Origin of the sequence: Dankookia rubra (assembly GCF_004355005.1) — a bacterium.
Taxonomy (GTDB): domain Bacteria; phylum Pseudomonadota; class Alphaproteobacteria; order Acetobacterales; family Acetobacteraceae; genus Paracraurococcus; species Paracraurococcus ruber_A.
Genome location: NZ_SMSJ01000015.1, coordinates 90059 through 114687, shown reverse-complemented (window position 1 = coordinate 114687; position 24629 = coordinate 90059). Strand labels below are relative to the sequence as shown.

Genomic DNA, 24629 nt, shown 5'->3' with positions numbered 1-24629 from the left:
CGGGCGGCGCTGCTGCTGCCGCCGCGCGACCGCTTCGGCCCCGGCGCGGGGGGGGCACGCTGGCGGATGGCCGAAGCCATCCTGCTGGACGCCGCAGCAACCGGCGGCGGCAGCCTGCTGCGCTCGGCCGGTGGCGGCAGCCTGCTGCTCGGCGGCTCGCCGAGCGTCGCGCGCCGGGCGGCGGCAGCGCTCGGCGGGCTGGCGGGCGATGCGCGGCCGCTGCCGGTCTGGCACCTGCCGGGCGATGCCGATGCGGTGCTGGCCTGGGCCGCCGCCAACCACCCGGCACCGGCGCCGGCTCCGGCGCCGCCCGGCCCGCCGTCGCCGGCCGGGCTGCACCAGGCGCTGGACGCGGTCCCGGCCGAGGCGGCACTGCGGGCCGAACCGCTGGTCGCCGCGCGGGACGGCGCGCCGCGCGGCATGCGGCTGCGGCTGGACGAGGCGGCGATCGCCGCCGCGCTCGGCCCGATGGCCGCGGATCCCGACCTGTTGGCGCATGCGTCGGAGCGGATGGCGGCGCGGCTGTTGCCCGGGCTCGGCGCCTGGGCGCGCGACCTGCCCGGGCTGCGGCTGATCCCGGTGGCGCGGGACCGCCTGCCAGGCCCGGCCGCGGCGCCCGGCGCGCATGCCGTGCTGCCCCTGGCGCTGGCCGCCGATCCCGGCTTCCCGGAGCTCCGCCGCCGCTTGGCCGAGCGCCGCTGGTCCCTGGCAATGGATGGCCTGGAGGCGGCGACGCTCGGCCTGCTCGAGCCCCGGCACCTGCCCGCCGACCTGCTGCTGCTGCGCTGGTCGCCGGCCCTGGCGGCACCCGGCCCCCTGGCCGCCCGGCTGGCCGCCATCGACCCCGCCCGGCTGCTGCTGGTCGGGGCCGAGAACGCCGCGGCGCGGGATTTCGCCCGGTCGGCCGGGCTGCTGCTGGCCCGCCGGGCCTGATGCGGCCCGCAACCACCCCCCTCGGCCCCGTGCCCTTCGGCCTCGCCGCCCTGGCCGAGGGCCAGCCGGCGGCGGCCGATGCCCTGGCCCTGGCCCAGATGGTGCGGGAGGCGGTGGCGGCCGAGGTGCCGCGCCAGGCGTTGCATCTGCGGCTTTCGCGCCTTGCCCCGCGGCTGCGCCGCGGCCACCACCGCCGCCTGTTGCGGGAGGCGCTGGAGCCCGCGCTCCGCCCGGTCCGCAGCCGGTTGTTCGAGCTGCCGAACGGCGACCTGGTCGCGGTCACCCCGCCCGGCGGCCGCCACCTGCGGGAGGCCGAGGCGGTGCTGGCCATCCTGCTCGGCGAGGAGGCGGCGGAGGCGCCGCTGCATGCCGTGCTGGACCTGCCGCGGGATGCCGCGGCGCTGCTGGCGGCGGTCGAGGATTCGCTCGGGCCGCCGCCGGCACCAAGGCCGCGCCCGGCGCCCGGCGCGGGCTTCGGGCCGGGCGACCTGGCGGCGCTGGAAGCCGCGTTGCGCGGTGCCGGCCTGGCCCGCTTCCTGCGCCGCCACCCGGTCTGCCGGCTGGAGCGGGGCGGCGAGGGGCCTGCCCTGGAATGGGATGAATGGCGGCTCGCCTGGCCGGAACTGCGGGCGGAGACGGCGCCGGCGCTCGACCCCGGCGCGGCGCCCTGGCTGGCGCGCCGGCTGCGCCGGCTGCTCGACCGCCGCCTGCTGGCCGAGCTGTCCCGGCCGGAGGAAGCGCGGCGGCGCGGGCCGCTCGGCCTGGTCCTGTCGGCGGCGAGCCTGGCGGAGGCGGAGTTCCTCCGGCTCGACGCGCTGCTGGACGTGGCGACGCGGGCGGCGACGGTGCTGGCGCTGCCGGCCGAGGATGCGCTGGCGGCGCCGGAGGATTTCGCCTTCGCCCGCGACTTCGCCCGGGCCCGCGGCTACCGGCTGGCGCTGGACCTGCCGGGGCCGGAGCTGCTGGCCGCCTGCCCGCCGGACCGGATGGGGGTGGACCTGCTGCGGCTGCCCTGGTCGCCGGACCTCGCCGCGCTGGGGCCGGCGCTGCCGCAGGGACGGGTGGTGCTGACCGGCGCCGACCGCGCGGCCGCCATCGGCTGGGGCTGGGAGGCGGGGGTGGCGCTCTTCGAGGGAAGGCTGCTGCGGCCGCGCTGACCCGGACCCGCCGCCGATTGCCGCTTGGCGCGGCGCCGCTCCGCCCGCATATGGCGGCCGATGGACAGAGACGCCGATGCGACGCCCGCGATCCTCGCCGAGGGGCTGACCAAGCGCTACCCCGGCGGCACGGCGGCGGCGGTGGAGGGCCTGTCCTTCCGCATGCCGCGCGGCGCCACCTGGGGGCTCCTGGGCGGCAACGGGGCGGGCAAGACCACCACCATCGCCATGCTGCTGGGGCTGCTGGTGCCGAGCGGCGGGCGGATCGCCTGCCTCGGCCACGACATGGCGCGCGACCGCTTCGCCGCGCTGGCGCGGATGAACTTCTCCTCCCCCTACATCGCCCTGCCGTCGCGGATCTCGGTGGCGGAGAACCTCCGGGTCTATGCGCACCTGTATGACGTGCCGCAGGCCGGGCGGCGGATCGCCGAACTGGCGGCGCAATTGCAGCTGACCGACCTGCTGGACCGGCCGGCCGGGCAGCTCTCGGCCGGGCAGAAGACCCGCGTCGCGCTGGCCAAAGCGCTGATCAACCGCCCTGCGCTGCTGCTGCTGGACGAGCCGACCGCGAGCCTCGACCCCGACACCGGCGACTGGGTGCGGTCCTGGCTGGAGCGCTACCGGGCCGAGAGCGGCTGCGCGATCCTGCTGGCCAGCCACAACATGGCCGAGGTCGAGCGGCTCTGCGGCCACGTGCTGATGATGAAGCAGGGAAGGGTGGTGGACCAGGGCAGCCCGGCGGACCTGCTGGCGCGATACGGCCGCGACGACCTGGAGGAGGTCTTCCTCGACATCGCCCGGGGCCGGGGGCGCGAGGAGATCCCGGCATGACCGGTGACACGTCGCGCCGTTCCGCCGCGGCGGCCGCGCTCCGCCGCGTCTGGGGCCTGGTCTACCGGCACCTAGCGCTGTTCCGTCGGTCCTGGCCGCGGCTGCTGGAGCTGATGTACTGGCCGATCCTGCAGATGGTCGTCTGGGGCTTCGTCACCGCCTATCTCGCGGGCGTGCAGAACGACACCGCCGGCATCGCCGCCGGGATGCTGCTGGGCGGCGTCCTGCTCTGGGAAGTGACGTTGCGGAGCCAGATGGGCTTCTCGATCTCCTTCCTCGAGGAGATCTGGTCGCGCAACCTCGGCCATGTCTTCGTCAGCCCGCTCAGGCCGCGGGAGCTGGTCGCCGGGCTGATGGCGATGAGCGTAATCCGGGTGCTGATCGGCGTCTCCCCCGCGGTGCTGCTGGCCTGGCTGCTCTACCATTTCGGGCTCTTCTCGATGGGCCCTGTGGTGGTCGCCTTCTTCGCCGCGCTGCTGGTGATGGGCTGGGCCGTGGCACTCGGCGTCACCTCGCTCATCCTCCGCTACGGCGCCGGGGCGGAGGCTTTGGCCTGGTCCGTGCTGTTCGGGCTGACGCCCTTCTCGGCGGTGTTCTACCCGGTCTCGGTCCTGCCGGCCTGGCTGCACCCGGTGGCGTACTCCCTGCCCTCGGCGCATGTCTTCGAGGGCATGCGGGCGGCGCTGCTGGACGGCACCATCGCCTGGGGGCATCTCGGCGCCGCCTTCGCACTGGATGCCTTCTGGATGGTGGTGATGGCCGGGGTCTTCATGCGGCAGTTCGAGGATGCGCGGGTGCGCGGGGCGCTGCTGAACATCGGCGAATAGACGCGAAGGCGGTGGCGATTCGCCTCGCCGTCTGGTAGCGGGCGGGCATGGCCGATCCCGCATCCGCTCCCGCCTCCCGCTGGCGGGACCGGCGCTTCCTCCTCATGCTCGTGCTCGGCTTCTCCGCCGGCGTGCCGCTGCCGCTGGTCGCCGGGCAGGTGCTGCGGCAATGGTTCGCCGAGAGCGACCTGTCGCTCTCGGCCATCGGCCTGACCGCGCTGATCGGCCTGGCCTATGCCTACAAGTTCCTCTGGTCGCCGGCGCTGGATGCGCTGCGGCCGCCGGTGCTGGGGCAGCGCCGCGGCTGGCTGCTGACCATCCAGCTCGCGCTGGTCGTCAGCATCGCCGCGGTCGGGCTGACCCATCCGCGCATCGACCCGATGACGACGGCGCTGCTGGCCTCGCTGGTGGCCTTCCTCTCGGCCAGCCAGGACATCGTTGTCGATGCCTACCGCATCGAGGTGCTGGGCGAGGACGACGCCGCGCAGGCCTACGGCCTTGCCGCCTATGTCTGGGGCTATCGCATGGCGCTGCTGGCCAGCGGCGCCGGGACCCTGCTGCTGGCCGGGCCCTTCGGCTGGTCCGGCGCCTACCTCTACGGCGCGGCGCTGATCCTGCCCGGCCTCGCCGCGACCCTGCTGGGGCCGGAGCCGGCGCGCGTCGTCCGCGCCGCGGCGGGCTGGCGGGCGCGGCTGCGCGCCTCGGTGCTGGACCCCTTTCTCGACTTCACCCGCCGGCCGCTCTGGCTCGGCATCCTGCTCTTCATCGCCCTGTTCAAGCTGGGCGAGGCGCTGGCCGGCATCATGACCACGCCCTTTTACCGCTCGCTCGGCTTCACGCGGGACGACGTGGCGACGGTCGCCACCGTCTTCGGGATGTTCGCCACGCTCGGCGGCGCGCTGGCCGGCAGCTGGCTGGTCGGGCTGATCGGCGTCAGGCGGGCGCTGGTCGCGACCGGCCTGGGCCAGATGCTGTCGAACCTGATGTACGTGGCCCTGGCGAATGCCGGGCATTCCATGCCGATGCTCTGGGCCCAGGTCGGGGTGGAGAACTTCACCGACGGGCTGGCGGACGCCGCCTTCCTCACCTGGCTCTCGGCGCTGACCAGCCGCAGCTTCACCGCGACGCAATATGCGTTGCTGTCCTCGCTGGCGGCCTTCCCGCTGCGGACGCTCGGCGCCAGTTCCGGCTGGCTGGCCGAGGCGCTGGGCTGGCCGGGCTTCTTCCTGCTGACCACGGCGGCGGCGCTGCCAGCCATGGGGATCATGCTCTACCTGTTGTGGCGGCTGCCTGCGGAGCGGCGGTAGGAAGCAGGGCCGGGGAGACGGTATTCTCCCGGTCGACGCCGTCGGCGTCCGGCCCCTGGGCTTTTTCCTGACTGACCATGTGGGAATGACCATCAAGCGGCGATGCGCCGGAGCATCATTTGCGACATGGCTGCCTGGATCATGGCTTCCCCTGTTTCCGGCAGCCGTTCGTGGTCACGTCCTAGCAACGAATTGGGTCGTCGGCTTCGTGCAGATCAGCGACTGCCGTATCCGCTGCGCCGCCGCGCCGAACACCGACACGCCCGGCACGCTGCGCGAGGCGATCGGCCTCGTCGCCGTGCAGAAGCGGCAAGGTGCCGCGCTGATACTGCACACCGGCGACGTCAGCCAGCTTCCAAAGCCTGCGCAGGTCGACACCGCGCAGCAGATCATCCGCGAGGTCGGGCTCGACGCGCATCACGTCCCGGGCGAGCACGACGTGCTCATCGATGACCGTGCCGAGTTCTTCCAGCGCTTCACCCCGGGCGCGCCGCGCGGCTGGTACAGCTTCGGCCAGCAGGGCGCGCGTTTCATCGGCCTCAACAACGTGCAGGACCTCAAGGCGGGTGGTCTCGGCAACCTCGGCGCCGAGCAACTGGCCTGGCTGGAGCGCGACCCGGCCGGCCGCGCGGCGAGCCAGCCGATCGTGGTCTTTGCCCATGTGCCGCTCTGGCTGGTCAGCGCGGAATGGGGCTGGGGCACCGATGACGGCGCCCAGGCCCTGGGTTTCCTGCGTCGCTTCGACCCGGTGACGGTACTGAACGGGCATATCCACCAAGTCATGCAAAAGGTGGAGGGCAACCTGGCCTTCCACACCGCCTTCCCGCAGCCGGCGCTGGGGACTGCCCCGTCGCCTGGGCCGATCCGCGACCTGCCCGCCGGGCGGTTGCGCGCGACCCTCGGCGTGACGCGGATCGCCCGCGTCGAGGGACGCGCAGGCCTGGCCATCGCCGACACCCCGCTCGGCGCCTGACGCCGGCATCGCGGAGAGCCGAAATGCAACGACGCATCCTCCTCGCCGTCCTTGGTGGCGCCTCCAGCCTGGCTGTGACCGGCGCGCGTGCCGCCGGCGAGGCGCTGGTCACCATCGACAACTTCGCCTTCGCGCCCGCGGAACTCACGATATCGACGGGCAGCTGCGTCACCTGGATCATCGGGACGACATCCCGCACACGGTCATGGGAAGCGACGCGCCGCGCCTGATCCGCTCGCCGCCGCTCGACACCGGCGACAGCTTCGCCTTCGTTTTCCTGCAGCCCGGCACCTATCGCTGCTTCTGCTCCCTGCATCCGCACATGCAGGGCATGGTGGTGGTGCGATGAGTGCCGGCGGCAATCCTGGCTTTTCCGCCCCGATGCGGACGATGCACTGGGCGACCGTTGCGCTGCTGCTCGGCACCTATGCCCTCGCCTGGACGATCGAGGATGCCGCGACGACGGACGGAGCCTCCACCGACCAGCATACCATGAAGCCCTGGTTCGATGGCCGGCTCGACGATGCGCCGCCGGTGAAGGACCTGAAGGAGGCGGGGCTCCCGCTCGCCGGGGGCGGCCCGACTACCTTGCCGGCCGGCCGGCCGCCGCCCTGGTCTACCAGCGCCGGCAGCATGTCATCGGCCTGTTTGTCTGGCCGGATGGCGGCCGCTTCGACCGCTCCCCGGGCGCGGGCAGCCGCCGCGGCTACAACTCGGTGCGCTGGAGCCGGGGCGGCACGACCTTCTGGGCCGCTTCCGACCGCAGCGCCGAGGAACCGGCCGATTTCGCCCGACGCTGGCAGGAAGGCTGATGAACGGGTTCGCGGTCGGCGCCTGTTGCAAGCGCCTTGAGGCCTGGCCGACCCGATGCGGCCGATCCAATCCCAGACCGACCTGCGAACCGGCTCGCGTGGGTCGCTGAGGCCGCAGCCCCGGGCGGACGGTCGGTGGTGATGATAGCAGGGTTCCCTGGACATCCTTTTCGTTCGGCAAAGTGCCTTGTCGGACCTATGGCGGCGTCAGGGCCCGAGTATTGGATGACCCGCGACAAGCCCCGCCGGCCGCGGATTGGAAGAGGCTTGCCGCAATGGCAGGGAGCCGCCAGAGTCACAGTCACCAGGTGCGGGGGAGCGGAGGTCAGGATCCAGCCGGCGACCGTGAACCTCGCTTCGAGGTCGCCCCACCTGCTGTAGCGTGAGAGCCGCCGTGCGGCAGAAGAACGCATCCCGCCAACGCAACGCCGCGGCCGCAAGGAGTGGAGGACGCGATGATCGAAGCGTCAAAAAATGGCTTTGGTCGGCGGGCCTTGTCTGCACTTCTGGCACCAGCACTGCCCGGTCCGCGCGCCGCACGCGCCCAGGCTTGGCCCGACCGACCGATCCGCTTGATTTACCCATTCGGCGGCGGCGCACCGACTGAGGTCCTTGCGCGCATGGTAGCGGAGCAGATGCGGCTTGCGCTCGGCGTACCGGTCGTCTTCGATAACCGGCCCGGCGCTGGTGGGTTGATTGCAGCAGAGGCTGTGGCGCGGGCGCCGAAGGACGGGCTGACGCTGGGTTGGCTGACCTCCAGCATCCTCACCATAAACCCGCATATTTATCCGTCCCTGCCCTACCGTCCGGAGGACTTCGCGCCGCTCAGCGTTACCTATCGTGGGCCCTTGGTCCTGGCCGCGGCGAGAACGCTGCCCGGCGGCGACCTGCGCGGCACCGTCGCCACGCTGCGGACGCAGCGCGGCCTGGCCTATGCCACGGCTGGCATTGCCACGAGCCCGCATCTGATGATGGAGATGTTCCAGAGCGAGATGGGCGTGGAACTCGTGCACCTGCCCTTCCGCGGCGAGCAGCCGATCGTGACGGAGCTACTGGCAGGGCGCGTACCGCTCTTCGCGGGCTCGCTCGCCACGTTGCTGCCGCATCTGGACAGCGGCACCTTCAGAGTCCTGGCGATCTCGACGCCGGAACGCCTGGCGGCTGCGCCCGGCATCCCGACCTTTGTCGAGCAGGGCGTATCAGGCTTCGTCTGGCGCTATTGGCACGGCATGGTCGCACCGGTCGGCACGCCGGAGCCAATGCTGCAGCGGCTGAGCGAGGTGCTGACGCCGGCCATCCGCAGCGAGGCGGTGCAGGCGCGCGCCATGGCCGACATGCAGGTGGAGCCGACGACGCGCGAGGAGTTCGCCGCTCTGATCGGGCGCGACCTCGATACCTACGGACGGCTGATCCGCAGCCGGGGCATCACGCTGAACTAACAGCATCCCTCAGATCGGCGGGATGGCGCGCTTCTTCGGCGGCATCCCGCCATGCTCGCGGCCCTCGGCCTGCCGAAGCACCTCGATAATTCGGGCGCGGGTGTCGCGCGGGTCGATCACGTCATCTAGGCCGAAGCCTTCCGCCGCACGCAGCGCACCGGTGCGGGCGCGGATACCGTCGATCAGTTCCTGCCGCCGCGCTGCCGGGTCGGGCGCCGCCGCATAGTCGCGGCGATAGGCGACATCGACCGATCCCTCGATCGACATGGCGCAGATCTCGGCATTCGGCCAGGCGAAAGCCGCATCCGCTTGCATGCTGCGGCCGCCGGCCATGGCAATATAGCCAAGCCCGTAACCCTTGCGCAGCACCACTGAGATACGCGGCACCGTTGCATGCGCCCATTCGAAAGGCAGCTTGGCGCTGCGCCGGCCGAGCCCGCTGCGTTCGGCGCCGGAGCCGATCAGGAAGCCGGGCACATCGATGAGGGACACGAGCGGGATGCTGTAGGCATCGCAAAAGGCGATGAAGCGCGCGCCCTTCTCCGCCGCCGCGGCATCGATGATGCCGCCCAGCCGCAGCGACTGGTTGGCGAGGATGCCGACCGGGCGCCCGTCCAGTCGCGCCAGCGCGGTCACCATATTGGCGGCGTAGCGCGGCTTCAGTTCGAAGACGCTGTTGCGATCGGCGATGCCGGCAATGGCCAGGCGGACATCGAAGCCGCGGCGGCGGTCTTCGGGCACGAGGTGCAGCAAGGCCTCGTCGCGCCGGTCGGCGGGGTCCACGCAGGGCCGAACAGCCTGCGGCGCCCGCGCACTGGCCGGCAGGTAGGACAGGAAGCGCCGTGCTGTCTCGAAGGCCGCGGCCTCGTCCTCGACCGCGAGATCGGCCAGGCCATGCGCATGCGCCTGGGCGTCGGCGCCGCCCAGCGCGTCCTGGTCGATGTCCTCCCCGGTCGCGGCCTTGACCAGCGCGGGTCCCGCCATGCCCATGGCGGAGATGCCGCGTACCATGACCACCAGGTCGGACAGGCCGGCAAAGTTGGTTGGGCCGGCGAAGCCGGGGCCGAGCATCAGCGAGACCAGCGGGACCCAGCCGGAGGCGCGCGCCAGCGTCCGGATCAGCGGGCTGGCATGGGCGAAGCTGCGCGCATCCTGGCCGTCCTGGATGCGGTGGCCGCCGCCATCCAGCAGCATGACCAGCGGCAGGCCGCGGGCGACGGCCGTCTCGACCGCATGAACCGTCTTCGCCGTGCCCAGCCGGCCGATGCTGCCGCCCGCCACGCTGAAATCCTGCGCCACCACCACCGCCGCGCGGCCTTCGATCCGGCCGGTGCCGGTGACGACGCCATCGGCCGGCGACTGGCGGCGCCCCGCCTCGCCGTCCGGCTCGGCGGTGGCGAAGCCGCCGACCTCAAGGAAGCTGCCGGCGTCCAGCAACGCGGCGACGCGTTCGCGCGCGGTCAGCTTGCCCCGGTCGCGCTGGCGGGCGAGGGCGGCCTCGCGCGCGGCGTCCTGCAGCGAGGCGCGCGCTGCTTCCACCGCGGTCATCGCGGCGGCTCCGCCCGCAGCGACCTGCGGCAGGCCTCCAGGGCCGCGCGGGTCGCCCGCTGCAGGTCGATTGACTCGCGGTCGAGCAGCCATTGCGTCACCAGGCCGCGGATCATGCCGAGCACGACGGTGGCCTCGACTGCCGGGTCAAGTTCCGCGCGGATCTCGCCCTTCGCCTGGCCGCTGCGGATATGGTGCTCGAATGCGCGGCGATAGCCCTGGAAATAGGCGGCAAGGCGCGGGCGCAATTCGGGTACCACGGTCAGCGATTCCATCGACAGGATGTAAAGCGCGCCGACCGCCTCGGGCCCATCCATGCAGCCGCGGAAATGCGCCTCGACCCGCGCGAGAAGCCCGTCCAGGCCGCTTTCCGCCGGCATCCCGGCGAAGACATTGTCCTCCGCCCAGGCCTCCATGGCGTCGATCAGCGCCAGCAGCAGAGCGGCCTTGCTGCCGAAGCGCTCCGCCGGAAGGCCGCGGCTGAAGCCGGCTTCCAGCCCGATCGAGGCAAGGCTGGTCCCGGCCGAGCCGCCGCGGGCAACCAGGCGCAGCGCCGCCGCGAGCAGCCGTCCATCGGAGGCGGTGCGGCGGGCGAGCTGGGTGCGGCGCAGCGGCGCGTTCATTGCGGCGCGCCAAGCGGGGCGGCATCCAGCCTGTCGCGGCGGATGCGGATGCCGGCGGCCTCCCGGTCCCAGGTATCCGGCGTCAGGCCCTGCTCACGCAGCAGGTGCTTCTGCACTTTCTGGGTCGGCGTCATCGGCAGGCCATCGACGAAGCGGATGAAGCGCGGGACCATGAAATGCGCCAGCCGCGGGCGGAGGAACTCGATCAGCTCGGTGGGGGCGACGCGGCGCCCTGGCACGCAGGAGACGACGGCCAGTATCTCGTCCTCGCCATGCTCGCCCGGGACCGGCACCACCGCTGCCTCGCGGATATCGGGGTGGGCCGCGATCTCGCGCTCCACCTCGAAGGAGGAGACATTCTCGCCGCGGCGGCGAATGGCGTCCTTGATGCGGTCGACGAAGAAGAACTCGCCCGCCGCATCGCGGCGGAAGGCGTCGCCGGTATGGAACCACCCGTTGCGCCAGGCCCGCGCGGTGGCGTCCGGGTTGCCGTGGTAGCCGTGGTTCAGCGCCCAGGGCATGTCGCTCCGCAGCACCAGCTCCCCCACCTCGCCGGCTAGCAGCTCGCAGTCGTTCGCGTCCACCACGCGTGCTTGGTAGCCCGGGCGCGGCCGGCCGCAGGTGCCGGGCGTCCTGGGGTTGCGCTCGGTGAAGATCGGGCAGGACAGCTCAGTCATGTTGTAGGTGCTGTACCAGTCGACGCCGAAGCGGCGGCCGAAGTCCAGCGCTGCCTGGTTCAGCGGGATGATGACGCATTTCCGCAGGGGGTGATCGCGGTCGCGCGGCGAGGCCGGTTGGCTGGCGAGGAAGGACGCCATGGTGCCGAGCACCGTCATCGCCGTGGTGCCGGTGCGTCGCACGCTGTCCCAGAAGCTGGCGGTGTCGAAGGCGCCGACGATGGCGACGGAGCCGCCGCGCACCAGCGCGTTGAAGCAGGGCGAGGTGCCGCCGACATGGAACAGCGGCAAGGTTACCATCTGCCGGTCGTCGGCATCGAGATAGGTATGCCCTTTCGCGGCCGCCCACCATTGCGCGTAGGAACACAGCACGGCCTTGGACGGGCCAGTGGTGCCCGAGGTGAGGATGGCCGCCTGTGTGTCCCAGGGATTGATCGGCAGCGGCGGCGGCGTGGACTCCTCGCCCGCCCCGGTTAGCGCTGCCTCCGCCAGCAGCTCCAGCCCGGCGATAGGCGGCGGCGATTCGCCGACCGCCACCACCTGCCGCAGCTTCGCCGTGTCGATCTCCGCCAGCCTCGGCAGGAGCCTTGAATCGGCGACCATCAGCCTGGCGCCCGACAGCGCCACAACATGCTGCAGCAGCGCCCCGCGATAGGCGGTGTTCACCGGCATATAAACGGCGCCGAGGTAGTTCAGTCCGAACCAGGCGGCCAGGGCATGCGGCCCGTTCGGCAGCCAGCACGGCACGAAGTCGCCCTGCTTCACCCCCAATCGTTGGAAGCCGGCGGCGAAGCGCCGCGTCCAGCGGGCGAGCTCGGCATAGGTCCAGGTCGTGCCGTCGACGTCGAACAGCGCGTAGGGCCGGTCCGGCGTCGCCGCGGCGCGGCGGTCGACCAGCGCGCGGACCACGCAATCCTCCGGCGCGGGCAGCCTGGCGTCCGGCATCAGCCGGCCAGGACCAGCAGGCACTGGCCCTCCGCCACCGTCTCGCCTTCCTCCACGCGGATCTCGGCGACCTTGCCGGATCTCGGCGCAGCCACGGGGATTTCCATCTTCATCGATTCCAGGAGCAGGAGGTCGGCGCCTTCCGCCACCTCGTCGCCCACCGCGACCAGCAGCTTCCAGATGCTGCCGGCCATCTCGGAATTCACGCGGATCGCTGCCAAGGTCGGCTCCTCTCTAGTCGTCGTGCCAGGTAACGGCCTGGTCCAGCCCGGCGCGGCCGGTGCGGAAAGCGTTGGCGGGGTGGTCGGGATCGGCGAAGCCGAAGGCGATGCCGCAGACCAGCTGGCGATCCGCTGGCAGGCCGAGCTGCGCGCGGACGAAGCCGGCATGCGCGGCGATCGCCGCCTGGGCAATGCTGGCGACGCCGAGCGATTCTGCCGCCAGCATGAAATTGGCCACCCAGCCGCCGCAGTCGACGGCGCCGTAGGTGCCCAGCGCCTCCTCCGTGGTGACCAGCGCCAGATGCGGCGCGCCGAACAGGCGGAAATTCTCCAGCGCCTGGCGGGTGCGGCCCGCCATGTCGTCGCGGGCGATGCCGAGCCTGGCATAGAGGCCAAAGCCGGTTTCCCGCCGGCGGTCGCGGTAGACGCCGCGGTACTCGCGCGGGAATGGGATGTCCGGCGTCGGCTCGGCGCCGCAGGCGGCGTGGGCATGCAGCGCCGCGCGGAATCGTTCCAGCGCCGCGCCGCCGAGGATCTCGATCTGCCAGGGTTGGCTGTTGGTCCAGGACGCGGTGCGCTGCGCCATCTCCAGGATGCGGGTGATCACGCGGCGCGGCACCGGCTCCGGCCGGAAGCCGCGGCAGCTGAAGCGCCGGCGCAGCAGCGCCTCCAACGTCTCGGCCTCACTCGGCACGGATATTCGCCTCCCGGATCACCTTGCCCCATTTGGCGCGGTCGGCCGCCATGGTGCGGGCGAGGCCGGCGGCATCCTCGTAGCGCGGCGTCATGCCGCCGTCGCGCAGGCGGGCGAGGATGGTCGGGTCTTCCAGCGCCTGGGCCACCGCCGCGGCCCAACGGGCGACCACCGGCTCGGGCAGGCCGCGTGGGCCGCAAAGGCCGATCCAGCCGCTGACCTCGAAGCCCGGCACGATCTCGCCCAGCAACGGCGCCCGGGGATAGAGCGGCGAGCCGCCGGCACTCGCCACCGCCAGCAGGCGCAACTCGCCGCTGGCGACCTGACCGGCGACATCGCCGATATTGGTGATGGCGAAGCCGGTGCGGCCGGCGATGATGTCGGGCATCGCCGGCGCCATGCCGCGATAGGGCACCGGCGTCATCTCCGTCCCGGTCAGCCGCGCCAGCCAGGCCCCGGACAGTTGCTGACCGGATCCGGCGCCGGCGGTGGCGTAGCTGACCGTGCCCGGCCCGGCGCGCGCGGCGGCGACGAGCTCTGCCACGCTGTGCCAGGGCGCGTTGCCCGCCACCACCATCGCGTGCTGCGCGGCAATCATGGTCGCGACCGGAACCAGATCCTTGGGCGGATCGATCGGCAGCGCGGCGCCGGGCAACTGCGGGCTGATGGTCATGGTACCCATCGGACAGACCAGCAGGGCGTAGCCGTCGGCCGGGCCGCGCGCCACCCCTTCGGCGGCGATCAAGCCGTTGGCGCCCGGCCGGTTCTCCACCACCACGCGCTGGCCCAACAGCGGTGACATGGCCTCCGCCATCAACCGCGCGACGATGTCGAGCGTGCCACCGGCGGCGAAGCCGGCGACCAGGCGCGGCGGCCGCGCGGGAAAGTCCTGCGCCTGCGCGGCGCCGCTCAGCAGCATCAGGAACAGCAGCAGCGCGCGCATCATCCGGTCTCCCCGCCTAGGCGCTCCCGCCGCAACCGGATGCCGGCCTTGTCGCGGTCCCATGTGTCGGGGCCAAGCCCCTCGGCCCGCAGCAGATGCTTTTCCACCTTCGCGGTCAGAGTCTTCGGCAGTTCCGGCAGGATGCGGAGGTAGCGAGGCACCATGAAATGCGGCAGGCGCGGCGCGAGGAATTCGATCAGCGCGACGGGGTCGATCTGCGCGCCCGGGATCGGCGCCACTACCGCCAGTACCTCGTCCTCGGCGAACTCGCTCGGCACCGCCACCACCGCGGCTTCCCGCACCAAAGGGTAAGCGCAGATCTCCGCCTCGACCTCGAAGGAGGAGATGTTCTCGCCGCGTCGGCGGATCGCGTCCTTCATGCGGTCGACGAAGAAGAACTCACCGGCCTCGTCGCGGCGGAAGGCGTCGCCGGTATGGAACCAGCCATTGCGCCAGGCGCGGGCGGTCGCCTCCGGGTTGCGGTGATAGCCGTGATTCATGGACCAGGGTATGTCGCTGCGCAGCGCCAATTCGCCCACCGTGCCGACCGGCACCTCGCAGTCGTTCTCGTCGACGATGCGGGCGGTGATGCCGGGGCGCGGCCGGCCGCAACCGCCGATGCGGGTCGGGTTGACCTCGCTGAATATGGCGCAGGCGATCTCCGTCATGTTGAAGGTGGTCCAGACCTCGACGCCGAAGCGCTCGCGGAAGACCGCCGCTTCCTCGGTCAGCGGCACGATGGTCAGGGCGCGCAGCGTATGGTCGCGGTCCTGCGGCGTTGGCGGCGCCTTCACCAGGAAGGAGGTCATGGCGCCGAGCAGCGAGGCGCAGGTGATGCGGTGGCGCCGGACCACCTCCCAGAATGTTTGAGTACGGAATGATTCCGCGATGACGATGGAAGCGCCGCGCAGCAGGTAGCGGTAGACCGACCCCGTGCCGCCCATGTGGAACAGCGGCAGCGTCACCAAGCCGCAGTCGCCTTCCCGCACGAAGGGGAAGGCCATGCCGCTGCTGGTGTAGTGCATGTAGGAACAGAGCACCCCCTTCGACGGGCCGGTGGTGCCGGAGGTGTAGATCATGCTCTGGGTGTCCCAGGGCAGGATCGGGCGCTCGGGTGGTTCTGGCTCGCCCTCTGCCTGCAGGATCGCGGCGGCGTCGATCACCTCGAGGCCGGCAACCAGTCGCGGTGCCCCGCCGACCACGGCGATGCGGCGCAGCGTGTCCGGCAGTGCCACGTCCCGCAGCCGGTCCAGCAGGCCAGCATCGGCCACCATCAGGGCGGCGTCGGCGATGCTCAGCACATGTTCCAGGATGCGGCCGCGATAGCTGATGTTCAGCGGCACCTGCACCGCGCCGAGCCAGTTGGCGGCGAACCAGACCAGCAGTGCCTCCGGCCCGTTCGGCAACCAGACCAGGACATGGTCGCCCTGACGCACGCCCTGGCGCTGCAGTCCTGCCGCCACGGCGGCGACGCGGTCGCGCAGCGCCCGGTAGGTCCATCTGGGGCCGTTCTCGAATGTCACGCAGTCCTTGTCCGGTCGCTCCCGCACATGACGGTCCAGCAGCGGGCGGAGCACGCAACGGTCGAGCGGCGGCATGCGGCGGTCGAGCCGGATTTCAGGCAATTCGTCGGGCCAGCATGGCGCTGCACTCCTCCCGCACGGTCCGCTTGCCGCGGCCGCCTTGCCCCGAGCCTAGGCATTTTGCTGGTCGGATAGCAAGTATCTCTTGGCGCCATCGCCACGGGGCGGCAGGATGCGGCGGAACGAGAAGCCCGTCCGAAGGCGGACAAGGGAGGAAAGCGCATGCGAGGCTTCCTGCGTGTGGCCGCGGCATTGGTGCTGCTGGCCGCCGGCACCGCCCGGGCGGAATTCCCCGACCGGCCGGTGCGCATGCTCTACGGCTTCGCCCCTGCCGGGTCGGGCGACATCGCGGCGCGATTGCTGGCGGATACGGTGTCGCCCATGCTCGGCCAGCGGGTGATAGTGGAAAACCGCACCGGCGCGAACGGCATGGTCGCGGCAGAGGCTGCGGCGACCAGCCCGCCGGATGGCCACACTGTGCTGTTCTGCACGACCGGCAACATGACCATCATCACCGAGTTGCCAGATACCAGGCTGCCGGTGAACCCGGCAAAGGACCTGATGGGGATCGGCATGATGGCGCGCACCACCTTCGGGCTGGTCGTCGCACCGAACAGCCCCTGGGAAGGCGTGCGCGACATCGTCAAGGACGCACGTCGGCGTCCCGGACAGATCAGCTACGCCTCGCCCGGCGTCGGCTCGGTCCAGCACTTGGCGGGAGAACTGCTGAAGCAGAAGACGGGCACGGACATGATCCATGTGTCCTATCGCGGCTCGCAGCCCGCGCTGCTCGACCTGGTCAGCGGGCGGATCGGCTTCACCGTCACCAATCTGGGCGACACGATCGGGCAGATCCGCAATGGCGGGCTGAAGCTGATCGGCCTCGGCGACCCGCTGGCTCAAACCTTCTTCCCTGAGACGCCGCTGATCTCCCGCGACGTGCCGGGCTTCGAGACCTATGCCTGGTTCGGCCTCTGTGCCCCGCGCGGCATGCCGGCGAACGTGGTGGGGCAATGGGAAGCGGCGTTGCGCCGGGCGGTGGAGGATCCGCACGTGCGGGACAAGCTGATGGAAAACGGGCTGGTGCCGAGCTTCGCGGATTCTGCCGGGCTGAACCGGCTGATGGAGCAGAATCGCGCGACTTTCCGCGAGGTGATCCGCGCCGCGAATATACGGGCACAATGAAAAGGCAGGACAGCATGGCGGACGCAGACCAGGGTGCACCGCGCGCTACGCTGCAGGCGGTGCTCGATGCCCGCGCTGCGCTACTGGATCCGGCACGGCCGGAGGCGGTGGCGCGGCAGCGCAAGCGCGGCCGCTGGACGGTGCGGGAAGCTGTGGCAGCGCTCGCCGATCCCGGCAGCTTCGTCGAATATGGCGGGTTGGTGCGGCCGGCACTGCCCGGCATGGCCGGTGCCGCCGATGGTATGGTCATGGGCCATGCCCAGGTGGGCGGCCGTGCCGCAGATGTCGTCGGCTATGACTACACCGTCTATGCCGGCACGCAGAGTGCCAACAACCACGCCAAGATCAGCCGCATGCTGGCGCATGCCGAGCAGCACCGGTTGCCGGTGATCTGCTGGCTGGATGGCGGCGGGGCGCGGCCGCATGACATGAGGGTGGAGGGTCGTGGCGCGTCTTCGACCTTCGTGACCTTCGCGCGGCTGTCCGGCCTGGTGCCGACCATCGGCATCGTCCCCGGCCGTGCCTTCGCGGGCCATGCCAACCTGGCCGGCATGTGCGATCTGCTGATCATGACCAAGGATGGCTGCATGGGCATGGCCGGCCCGCCGCTGGTCGAAGCCGCGCTGGGGCTGAAGCTGACGCCGGAGGAGATCGGGCCCGCCGCGGTGCACGTCGCCTCCGGCGCCGTCGACGTGCTGGTGGAGGACGAGGCGGCAGCGATCGAGACGGCACGGCGCTACCTTGCCTTCTTTGGGCCCGCTACGGAGGCAGGTGAGGCACCGGATGGCGCTGCGTTGCGTGACCTGGTGCCGGAGAACCCGCGCCGAGCCTATGACGTGCGCAAGGTCATCGCCGGTATCGCCGACCGCGGCAGCGTGCTGGAACTGAAAGCGGGCTTCGGCCGTGCCATGGTCACGGCGCTGGCGCGGATCGAGGGCCGTGCGATCGGCGTCATCGCCAACCAGCCGATGTTCCTCGCCGGTGCGATCGACGGACCGGCAGCGGAGAAGGCGGCGCGCTTCGTGCAGATCTGCGACGCTTTCGACATCCCCCTGCTGGTGCTGTGCGACACGCCCGGGCTGATGGTCGGACCGGAGGTGGAGAGGACCAACCTGGTCCGCCGCAGCGCTCGGCTGCTGACCGCGCTGGCCAACGCGACGGTGCCAATTCTGACGGTGGTGCTGCGCAAGGCCTATGGTCTTGGCTACTACATCATGGGCTCCCGTCCGCTGCACCCGAGCATCCTTCTGGCCTGGCCCACTGCCGAGTTCGGCGGCATGGGACTGGAAGGCGCGGCAAGCATTATCCACCGGCAGGAACTGGAGGCGATCGAGGATCCAACGGAGCGCGCCGGGGTGCACCGCGAGCGCACCGCAGAGCTGCGCGCCTACAACACGGCCCTTGAGGTCGCGGGACGTTTCGCCTACGACGATGTGGTCGATCCGGCCGATACGCGCGGCATCCTCGGCAGGGTGTTGCGTGGTTTGCCGACAGCGCCGCACCGCACCGGCCGCAAACGGCTGATCGACCCGTGCTGAACCGCAGGAGCCATCCGAAGCCCGCCATCACGCCCGCGGGCAACCAAGCCAACTCAGGCCGAGTTCGTCAACGGTCCATGAGCAGGGCTGGCCGGTGACCAGTCCCCATCGAGTGATCCGGGTGGAGTTTTCGCGGGCCATTGCCGTGGTCCTGGTCCTGCTCTGGTCCGGAGGGCTACGCAACTCGTCTGGCTTGTTCAGCCTGATCGGCGAACGCCCGTGGGGTCAGGTTCCGCAGTGACCCATGCGGCCGTTCGTCGTTGTACTCCCCGCGCCATGCTTCCAACCTGTCATGGGGATCAGCCAGCGACAGGAACCAGGAGGCATTGAGGCACTCCGCCCGCAGCCGGTTGTTGAAGGCCTCAAGTTTGCCGATCTCATCCGCGACCTGGGCGACACCGCGGCGGACCTCGCCGAGGTGGATCGGACTCCCCCCGGCGCGCAACTGCGTGGTCGCGGGCGCCGCATTGCGGTCCTTCATGTCGCGGTATTGCCGCGGGGAGACCGGCAGGACATGATTGCGCTCTTCGCCACCTCCTGTTCAAGTTCCAGCCGCCGCATCCGTCGCCCGAGCGAGCCGCGTCAGGAAGCTACGCACGGCGGCGGCGCCATGTCCGGCAGGATCATTGCCCAGTACGGGATGGCCGATGCCAGGCAGCAACACGAACTCGGCCGGGCCGCCCGCTGCGGCAGCAACCCGTCGCCCGTGCTCGGGCGGGATGAGCGGATCCGCCTCGCCATGCACCACGAGCAGCGGCGCTCGAACCAGGGGCAGACAGGACAGGGTGTCGAAGGGGTGACGCAGCAGGGCGCGTGCGGGCAGCCAACGGTACATCGCGGCAGCCAGATCGGCGACCGACGTGTATGGTGCATCCAGCATGATCGCACGCACCGACTGCTCCATGGCCATCCGCACCGCGACGCCTGAGCCGATGCTTTCGCCACACAGGATCGGTGACGGCTCCTGCCAGGTCGAAGCGACCCATCCGAGGTAGGCCCGCGCATCCCGGAGAAAGCCTGTCTCGGATGGACAGCCTGGATTGCCGGCATAGCCGCGGTACTCCGCCAGGACCACGCCGTAGCCGGCGGCCGCGAAAGGCGCGAGAGCCGGAGCACGGTCGGCCGCATTGCCGGCATTGCCGTGAAACAGCACCAGAGTGGGCATGCCAAGCAGCGGTTCGGCTGCCCAGAAGGCGAGTTCAAGCCCGTCGCGGGTCCAAACGCGAGCCCGCCTGAACCGAACTGCGGCGAGTTCTGCGGGAATCTCGCCGAGTGGGCGCGCATCCGGTCGAAAGATCAGCTTCTCCTGCCGGCCCCAAACGGCCGCCACGGCGCATAGCCAGAGCACGGCAGCGACCAAGGCGAGGGCCAGCATGCCATCCAGCAGCGAGCGGGGGCCGAGGGCGGAAAATGCATCGGACGGCACGCGGGCGGGCCTCCTGCCCGCGGGCATATGCAGCAGCCGTGGCCAGAGCGGACGGCTTGCCGGCCAGTGTGCCAGCGCGGGCTCGCGGCAACACTGAGCTCGGGACTAACGAAGCCCGCGGCGAGCCGTTCTGGCTATGCAAATGCTTTTGATGCGGTTTGCCCCATGTCTTTCAACGCCATTCGCGGTCGGGCAAGCCGGCCCGAGGTGCTGGGCATCAGCCCGGTCGAGGCCGCAGTTCTCCCGAGCCGCGTGCTATCAGCCCTGCCGCCCGTGGCAGCGCAACATAACACCGCGGCCGGCAAGCAGCCGCTCCATGTAGCGGGTTGGCACGGCCGGTGCCTCGCAACCTTCAGCTCGCACCATCTCTGCGACGTTTGTCAGGCCTTGATGAAGGGGCAGCCGCCCTCGCTCAGCGGACGGAAGGCTTGGTCGGGCGGCACGGTCGCCAGCAGCTTCAACACGTCGTGCCGCTCCCGGCTTTCGGCCGGCGTCTTCACCTGCATCAGATGGGCCGGGTGCAGCTTGCGGCCGTCTTCGCGGATCCGGCCGGGGCCGAAGCAGTCGTCATCCGTCGGCATGGCCTTCATCCGCGCGATCACCGCCGCGCCGTCGGCCCTGGCAGCCGGCACGCCCATGTCGGCCACGGCCTTCAGGTAGTGCAGGGTCTGCGCGTAGATGCCGGCATTGGCCATGTTCGGCCAGAGCTCCGGCGATTTCGGCTTGACCCGGGCGTTGAAGGCACGGGTGCGGTCATTGAGATCCCAGTAGTAGGCCTGGGTGGTGATGAGGTTCTGAGCAACCTCAAGTCCCAGTACGCGCACGTCCGTGTCGTAGGTCAGCAGGCTGACGATGGTCATACTGCGGTTAAGGCCGAATTCTTGCGCCTGCTTGATGCAGTTCTGCAGGTCGGCCCCGGCATTGCCGAGCGCGAGTACCTTCGCGCCGGACGATTTGGCGCGGACCAGCATGGAGGAGAAGTCGGTGGTGGTGGGGAACGGGTAGAAGGTGCTGCCCAGCACCTTGCCACCGGTCGCCTCGACCACGGAGGAAGCATCCTTCACCAGCTGCTGGCCGAAGGAGTAGTCGGCGGCCACGAAGTACCAGCTCGCTCCACCGCGCTGCACGACGGCTGCACCACTGGAACGCGCCAGCATGTAGGTGTCCCAGGTCCAATGGATGTGGTTGGGCGAGCACTGTCGTCCCGTCAGCTCCGTCGTGCCGGGACCAGAAAGGAGCAGGGGCTTGTTCTTCTCCCGCGCCACGGCCGCAACGGCGAGCGAGGTGGCGGAGGTATTCACGTCCAACAGGGCGTCGACGCCTTCCCGGTCGAACCATTGCCGAGCGATGGTGACGGCGTTGTCGGCTTTGTCGAAGTGCTGGCCCAGCAGGATCTCCACGTCCCAGCCGCGGCCGGCGACGTCAAAATCCTCAAGCGCCTGCTGAGCGCAGGCCATGGATGGGCGGTTCAGATCGGCATAGGGGCCGGCAAGGTCGGTGATGATGCCGAGCTTCAGCTTCGGCCGCGCCCCGCTGCCGCCGGTCTGCGCCCAGGTCCGGGTGATGCCGCCGCTCGCCATAGCGCCGATGGACGTGCCGAGGGCGCGGCGCCTGGTAAGGGCCATGGTGGTTTCCTCCGGTGCTGTTGTGGCTCGGATGCGAAATCGTAGGGGTGGTTGGCCGGCTGGGACAAGCCAGAACCCGAGGCCTCGCAGCTCGGGGTCAAGGATTGTCGATCCAGTGCAGTGGCCGACTTGCAGCCGACAGGGTGCATTCGTCCGCGCAGTGCGGGCGGTTCCCTCTCTTCGGCATTCCTGCTTCGATCGGCGGAACACGGGAGAGGAAACACCCATGCACCTGCCGCGTCGCACGGCGCTCGGGCTGCTCGCCGCATTTCCGGCCGCCGCCCAGACCCGACCCTGGCCCAGCCGCGCCCTCCGCTGCATCGTGCCGAGCGCCCCCGGCGGCTACGAGGTCTATGCCCGCATCCTGGCGCCGCGGCTGTCGGAGCTGCTCGGGCAACCGGTGGTGGTGGACAACAAGCCGGGCGCCAACGGCACGATCGGCATGCAGGAACTGCAGCGCAGCCCGCCCGATGGTTACACCTTCATGTTCGCCCATGTCGGTGCCATCTCCATAGGGACGAGTGTCTATCCCAACATGCCTCTCGACCCGGTGGAGGACCTGGCATCCATCGCCGTCGCGGTAACCTCGCCGCTGGTCTGGCTGGTGAACCCCGCCACGCCTTTCCGCAGCCTGCCGGACATGGTCGCCCGCGTGCAGGCGGAACCGGGGATCTGGCGCTACGCCCTGCCGGCCTCGGGCAGCATCCCGCACCTGGTGATGGAGGATTTCAAGCGACGCCACCGGCTGGACCTGCCGGCGGTGCCCTATCGCAGCACGCCGCAATCGCTGCTGGCGGTTATCGCGGGCGAGGTGCCGATCGTCCTTGACAGCCTGGGCGCCAGCTCCGGTCACGTTGCAGGTGGTCGGTTGCGCGCGCTCGCGGTCACCTCGCGCGATAGGACGGAGCGGTTGCCGGAGGTGCCGACGGTGTTGGAAACCGGCCTCGATGAGCGGGAATGGGTTGCCTGGTATGCCTTCATGGCACCGAAAGGCACTCCGCCCGAGGCGATTCAGCGTTTGAACGAGGTGATCAACCGCGCCTTGCAGGAGGCACCCACCGTCGCCCGTTTCCGCGACCTTGGCGCCTTACCCCGCATCACGACCCCGGCGGAGACGCTGGAGTTCATCCGCGCGGAAAAGTCGGATTTCAGTGCCATCGCCCGTGCCGGGAAGATCCGCGTCGAATAGCGGTGCGGCGAGGTAGGCCAGGGACCGGTCGCATGCAGTAACCAAGGCGCAGGCCCGGCGAAGGGTTCACGCGACACTTGACCGAGGTCGGATCGACGCCTTGGCCTAGACCGATGCCGCGCCGCCGATTCCCCTCCCGCGCGTGTCGCCCCGGGACGATCGCGGGCCGGCGCCGCGCAACCCGCCGCCTCGGCAGGCCGTTGCCCGGGGAACGCCATGCCGGAGATGCCCTGCCGATGCCCCGCCGTCACCTCGTTCCCGCCCTGCTCCTCGCCCTGGCCGGCTGCACCGGCTCCGGCGCCAGCGGGCCGGCAACCCAGCCGCCCGGTGCGCCCGAGACGGCGCGCACCAGTGCGCTGGCCACCGCTGCCTCGGCCCTGCAGCGGGACGCGCCGGTCACGAACCTCGACGTCTATCTCGTCGGCTTCCACCCGATGCGCGACCACCCGGAGCAGCAGATGGAGGCGCACCACTTCTGCCACGTGGTGAACGAGGACCTGATGCAATGCGCGCTGTTCGACGGCAACACGCGCAACGCCAACCTGACGGGCATCGAGTTCATCATCGCCGAGCGGCTCTTCGCCACCCTGCCGCCGCAGGAGAGGCAATACTGGCACCCGCACAACGCCGAGATCCTTTCCGGCCAGCTGGTCGCGCCCGGCATCCCGGCAGCGGCCGAGCACGCGCTGATGGCCGGCAAGATGAACAGCTACGGCAAGACCTGGCATGTCTGGGACACCGCGGCGGACAGCCTGCCGCTCGGCCCGCCGCACCTCGCCTGGTCCTTCAACCGGGAAGGCGAGGCGAAGCCCGGCCTGGTCGAGGCGCGCGACCGCCGCATGGGCATCGACACCGCCGAACGCCGCCGGGCGCGGGAGGACCTGCGCCCGCTGGCGCATCCGCAGCACGGGGTCGACCTGCTGCGCGGCCGTTTCGGCCGGCCGACCCAGCCGATCCCGGGGGTCGAGGCGGCGCGGTAGGTGATGGCGCGGCGACACGACCCATCACCCCCCGTCGTCGGGAGAGCAGATTCACGCGTCCGGGCCTTCGCACCCTCCTGCGATCTGCTCTAGCCTGACGCCCAAGCAACAAGGCTGGGGAGGACGGCGTGCCGCGGATCGGACATCTCATCGGGCGGCGCGGGGCGCTGCTGGGGGCGCCGGCGCTGCTGGCCACGGCCGGCCTCCGGCCGGCGGCCGCGCAGGCCTGGCCGGGGCGGCAGGTCCGCATCGTCGTCGGCTTCGCCGCCGGCGGCGCCAACGACATCATGGCGCGGCTCATCGCCGGCAAGCTCGGCGAACGCATCCCCGGCACCGCCTTCGTGGTCGAGAACCGGCCCGGCGCCGGCACCCTGCTCGCGGCCGAGAACGTCGCGCGCTCGGCGCCGGACGGGACCAGCTTCCTTTATGCCTCGACCTCCACGCTGATCACGCTGATGGTCAACCGCGGCAGCGGGCTGGACCCGGTGCGCGACTTCGCCGCGGTGACCATGGCGCAGTCCTCGCCGCTGCTGATGGTCTCCCGCCCCGACTTCCCGGCGAGGACGCTGCCGGAGCTGCTGGCCCTCGCGCGGCAGCGGCCGGTCACCGTGTCCCATCCCGGCACCGGAGGCATCAACCACCTGGCCATGGCGCTGCTGACCCAGCGCACCGGCGTCGACTTCACCCTGGTGCCCTATACCGGCAACCAGCCGTCCCTCACCGCCCTGGTGCGAGGCGATGTCGACGTCGCGCATGACAGCTTCTTCGCCACCAAGGGCCTGCTGGCCAACGGCAGCATCCGGCCGATCGCGGTGACCAGCGCGCAGCCCGCCGCCGCCATGCCGGCGGTGCCGACCGTGGCCGCGACGGTGCCGGGCTACGAGGTGCTGTTCTGGGGCGGCGTGATGGCGCCGCGCGGGGTGCCGGAGCCGATCCTCGACCGCATGGCGGCCGAGGTGGACGCGATCCTGCACCTGCCCGATGTGGTCGAGCGGGTGAGCAGCTTCGGCGCCGATGCGGTCGGCCGCGGCCGCGCGCAGTATGCCCGGACGATCGCCGAGGACTGGGCGCGCTGGGGCGCGGTGGTGCGGGAGATCGGGCTGAAGGGCGACTGAGAAGGCCAGGGCGGCGGTGTCCTCCCTGGTCCCATCCCACGTCTGGGGGCCTGGCAAT

General features: G+C 71.1%; 22 protein-coding genes and 2 pseudogenes. 14 read left to right on the top strand and 10 right to left on the bottom strand.

The window, feature by feature from the left end; translation table 11 throughout:
- From E2C06_RS37570 to E2C06_RS14015, 9 genes and pseudogenes are all read left to right on the top strand, one after another.
- Nucleotides 1-933, top strand: a pseudogene (locus E2C06_RS37570) (hypothetical protein); the annotation flags it as partial.
- Entirely contained in the window at nt 933-2090 is a 1158-nt protein-coding gene (locus E2C06_RS14045; RefSeq protein WP_133289232.1) for a hypothetical protein, read from the top strand. The pseudogene E2C06_RS37570 and the gene E2C06_RS14045, both read left to right, overlap by 1 nt.
- Before the next feature lie 60 nt (nt 2091-2150).
- A complete protein-coding gene (locus E2C06_RS14040; protein ID WP_133289231.1) occupies nt 2151-2921 on the top strand; it encodes an ABC transporter ATP-binding protein in 771 nt (256 codons plus the stop codon).
- On the top strand, nt 2918-3748 hold the full coding sequence (locus tag E2C06_RS14035) for an ABC transporter permease (protein WP_133289230.1): 831 nt from the start codon (nt 2918-2920) through the stop codon (nt 3746-3748). Before E2C06_RS14040 ends, E2C06_RS14035 begins: the two co-directional genes overlap by 4 nt.
- 47 nt (nt 3749-3795) lie before the next feature.
- Nucleotides 3796-5055 carry an AmpG family muropeptide MFS transporter gene (locus E2C06_RS14030; RefSeq protein WP_133289229.1) on the top strand — a complete coding sequence of 420 codons (1260 nt, stop codon included), beginning with the start codon at nt 3796-3798 and terminating at the stop codon, nt 5053-5055.
- A 208-nt stretch (nt 5056-5263) separates the two neighbouring features.
- A complete protein-coding gene (locus E2C06_RS14025; RefSeq protein WP_206664543.1) occupies nt 5264-6028 on the top strand; it encodes a metallophosphoesterase family protein in 765 nt (254 codons plus the stop codon).
- Nucleotides 6029-6051: 23 nt separating this feature from the next.
- Nucleotides 6052-6258: a cupredoxin domain-containing protein gene (locus E2C06_RS38740; protein ID WP_206664542.1), complete on the top strand. Its 207-nt coding sequence runs from the start codon at nt 6052-6054 to the stop codon at nt 6256-6258.
- A complete protein-coding gene (locus E2C06_RS38735; protein WP_206664541.1) occupies nt 6234-6377 on the top strand; it encodes a cupredoxin domain-containing protein in 144 nt (47 codons plus the stop codon). Before E2C06_RS38740 ends, E2C06_RS38735 begins: the two co-directional genes overlap by 25 nt.
- Nucleotides 6378-7460: 1083 nt before the next feature.
- The gene (locus tag E2C06_RS14015; protein WP_165982386.1) at nt 7461-8279 is read left to right on the top strand and encodes a Bug family tripartite tricarboxylate transporter substrate binding protein; all 819 of its coding nucleotides are present in this window, start codon (nt 7461-7463) and stop codon (nt 8277-8279) included.
- A 9-nt stretch (nt 8280-8288) separates the two neighbouring features.
- On the opposite strand, the gene E2C06_RS14010 is transcribed toward E2C06_RS14015, so the two are convergent.
- Genes E2C06_RS14010 through E2C06_RS13980 form a run of 7 tightly spaced genes read right to left on the bottom strand, consistent with a single transcriptional unit; the run spans nt 8289 to nt 15528 of the window.
- Nucleotides 8289-9827: an acyl-CoA carboxylase subunit beta gene (locus tag E2C06_RS14010; protein ID WP_165982385.1), complete on the bottom strand. Its 1539-nt coding sequence runs from the start codon at nt 9825-9827 to the stop codon at nt 8289-8291.
- Nucleotides 9824-10450, bottom strand: coding sequence for a TetR/AcrR family transcriptional regulator (locus E2C06_RS14005; protein WP_133289225.1), 627 nt, complete (start codon nt 10448-10450; stop codon nt 9824-9826). The genes E2C06_RS14010 and E2C06_RS14005 overlap by 4 nt, the downstream gene beginning before the upstream one ends.
- The gene (locus tag E2C06_RS14000; RefSeq protein WP_133289224.1) at nt 10447-12072 is read right to left on the bottom strand and encodes an AMP-binding protein; all 1626 of its coding nucleotides are present in this window, start codon (nt 12070-12072) and stop codon (nt 10447-10449) included. The genes E2C06_RS14005 and E2C06_RS14000 overlap by 4 nt, the downstream gene beginning before the upstream one ends.
- On the bottom strand, nt 12072-12293 hold the full coding sequence (locus E2C06_RS39380; protein WP_241671278.1) for an acetyl-CoA carboxylase biotin carboxyl carrier protein subunit: 222 nt from the start codon (nt 12291-12293) through the stop codon (nt 12072-12074). Before E2C06_RS39380 ends, E2C06_RS14000 begins: the two co-directional genes overlap by 1 nt.
- 13 nt (nt 12294-12306) lie before the next feature.
- On the bottom strand, nt 12307-12987 hold the full coding sequence (locus E2C06_RS39375; RefSeq protein WP_241671277.1) for a nitroreductase: 681 nt from the start codon (nt 12985-12987) through the stop codon (nt 12307-12309).
- A complete protein-coding gene (locus E2C06_RS13985; RefSeq protein ID WP_165982384.1) occupies nt 12977-13933 on the bottom strand; it encodes a Bug family tripartite tricarboxylate transporter substrate binding protein in 957 nt (318 codons plus the stop codon). Before E2C06_RS13985 ends, E2C06_RS39375 begins: the two co-directional genes overlap by 11 nt.
- Nucleotides 13930-15528 carry an AMP-binding protein gene (locus E2C06_RS13980; protein ID WP_133289221.1) on the bottom strand — a complete coding sequence of 533 codons (1599 nt, stop codon included), beginning with the start codon at nt 15526-15528 and terminating at the stop codon, nt 13930-13932. Before E2C06_RS13980 ends, E2C06_RS13985 begins: the two co-directional genes overlap by 4 nt.
- Before the next feature lie 207 nt (nt 15529-15735).
- On the opposite strand from E2C06_RS13980, the gene E2C06_RS13975 reads away from it, so the two are divergent.
- Together E2C06_RS13975 and E2C06_RS13970 are read left to right on the top strand one after the other, a co-directional pair.
- Nucleotides 15736-16698 carry a Bug family tripartite tricarboxylate transporter substrate binding protein gene (locus E2C06_RS13975; RefSeq protein ID WP_133289220.1) on the top strand — a complete coding sequence of 321 codons (963 nt, stop codon included), beginning with the start codon at nt 15736-15738 and terminating at the stop codon, nt 16696-16698.
- 14 nt (nt 16699-16712) lie between these two features.
- Complete coding sequence (locus E2C06_RS13970) at nt 16713-18236, top strand: acyl-CoA carboxylase subunit beta (RefSeq protein WP_165982383.1); 1524 nt, start codon at nt 16713-16715, stop codon at nt 18234-18236.
- A gap of 175 nt (nt 18237-18411) precedes the next feature.
- Here the strand turns inward: E2C06_RS13970 and E2C06_RS39370 are convergent.
- The 3 genes and pseudogenes from E2C06_RS39370 to E2C06_RS13955 form a co-directional block, all read right to left on the bottom strand.
- Nucleotides 18412-18603 (bottom strand): annotated as a pseudogene (locus E2C06_RS39370) (integrase core domain-containing protein); the annotation flags it as partial.
- 174 nt (nt 18604-18777) lie between these two features.
- Nucleotides 18778-19662 carry an alpha/beta hydrolase gene (locus tag E2C06_RS13960; protein WP_165982382.1) on the bottom strand — a complete coding sequence of 295 codons (885 nt, stop codon included), beginning with the start codon at nt 19660-19662 and terminating at the stop codon, nt 18778-18780.
- Nucleotides 19663-20042: 380 nt separating this feature from the next.
- On the bottom strand, nt 20043-21287 hold the full coding sequence (locus tag E2C06_RS13955) for an ABC transporter substrate-binding protein (protein ID WP_133289217.1): 1245 nt from the start codon (nt 21285-21287) through the stop codon (nt 20043-20045).
- A gap of 226 nt (nt 21288-21513) precedes the next feature.
- Here E2C06_RS13955 and E2C06_RS13950 point away from each other — a divergent pair, with 226 nt between their 5' ends.
- From E2C06_RS13950 to E2C06_RS13940, 3 genes are all read left to right on the top strand, one after another.
- Complete coding sequence (locus E2C06_RS13950; RefSeq protein WP_165982381.1) at nt 21514-22476, top strand: Bug family tripartite tricarboxylate transporter substrate binding protein; 963 nt, start codon at nt 21514-21516, stop codon at nt 22474-22476.
- A 236-nt stretch (nt 22477-22712) separates the two neighbouring features.
- The gene (locus tag E2C06_RS13945) at nt 22713-23456 is read left to right on the top strand and encodes an OBAP family protein (RefSeq protein WP_133289215.1); all 744 of its coding nucleotides are present in this window, start codon (nt 22713-22715) and stop codon (nt 23454-23456) included.
- Between the two features lie 128 nt (nt 23457-23584).
- A complete protein-coding gene (locus E2C06_RS13940; RefSeq protein WP_133289214.1) occupies nt 23585-24571 on the top strand; it encodes a Bug family tripartite tricarboxylate transporter substrate binding protein in 987 nt (328 codons plus the stop codon).
- Nucleotides 24572-24629 lie beyond the last annotated feature (58 nt).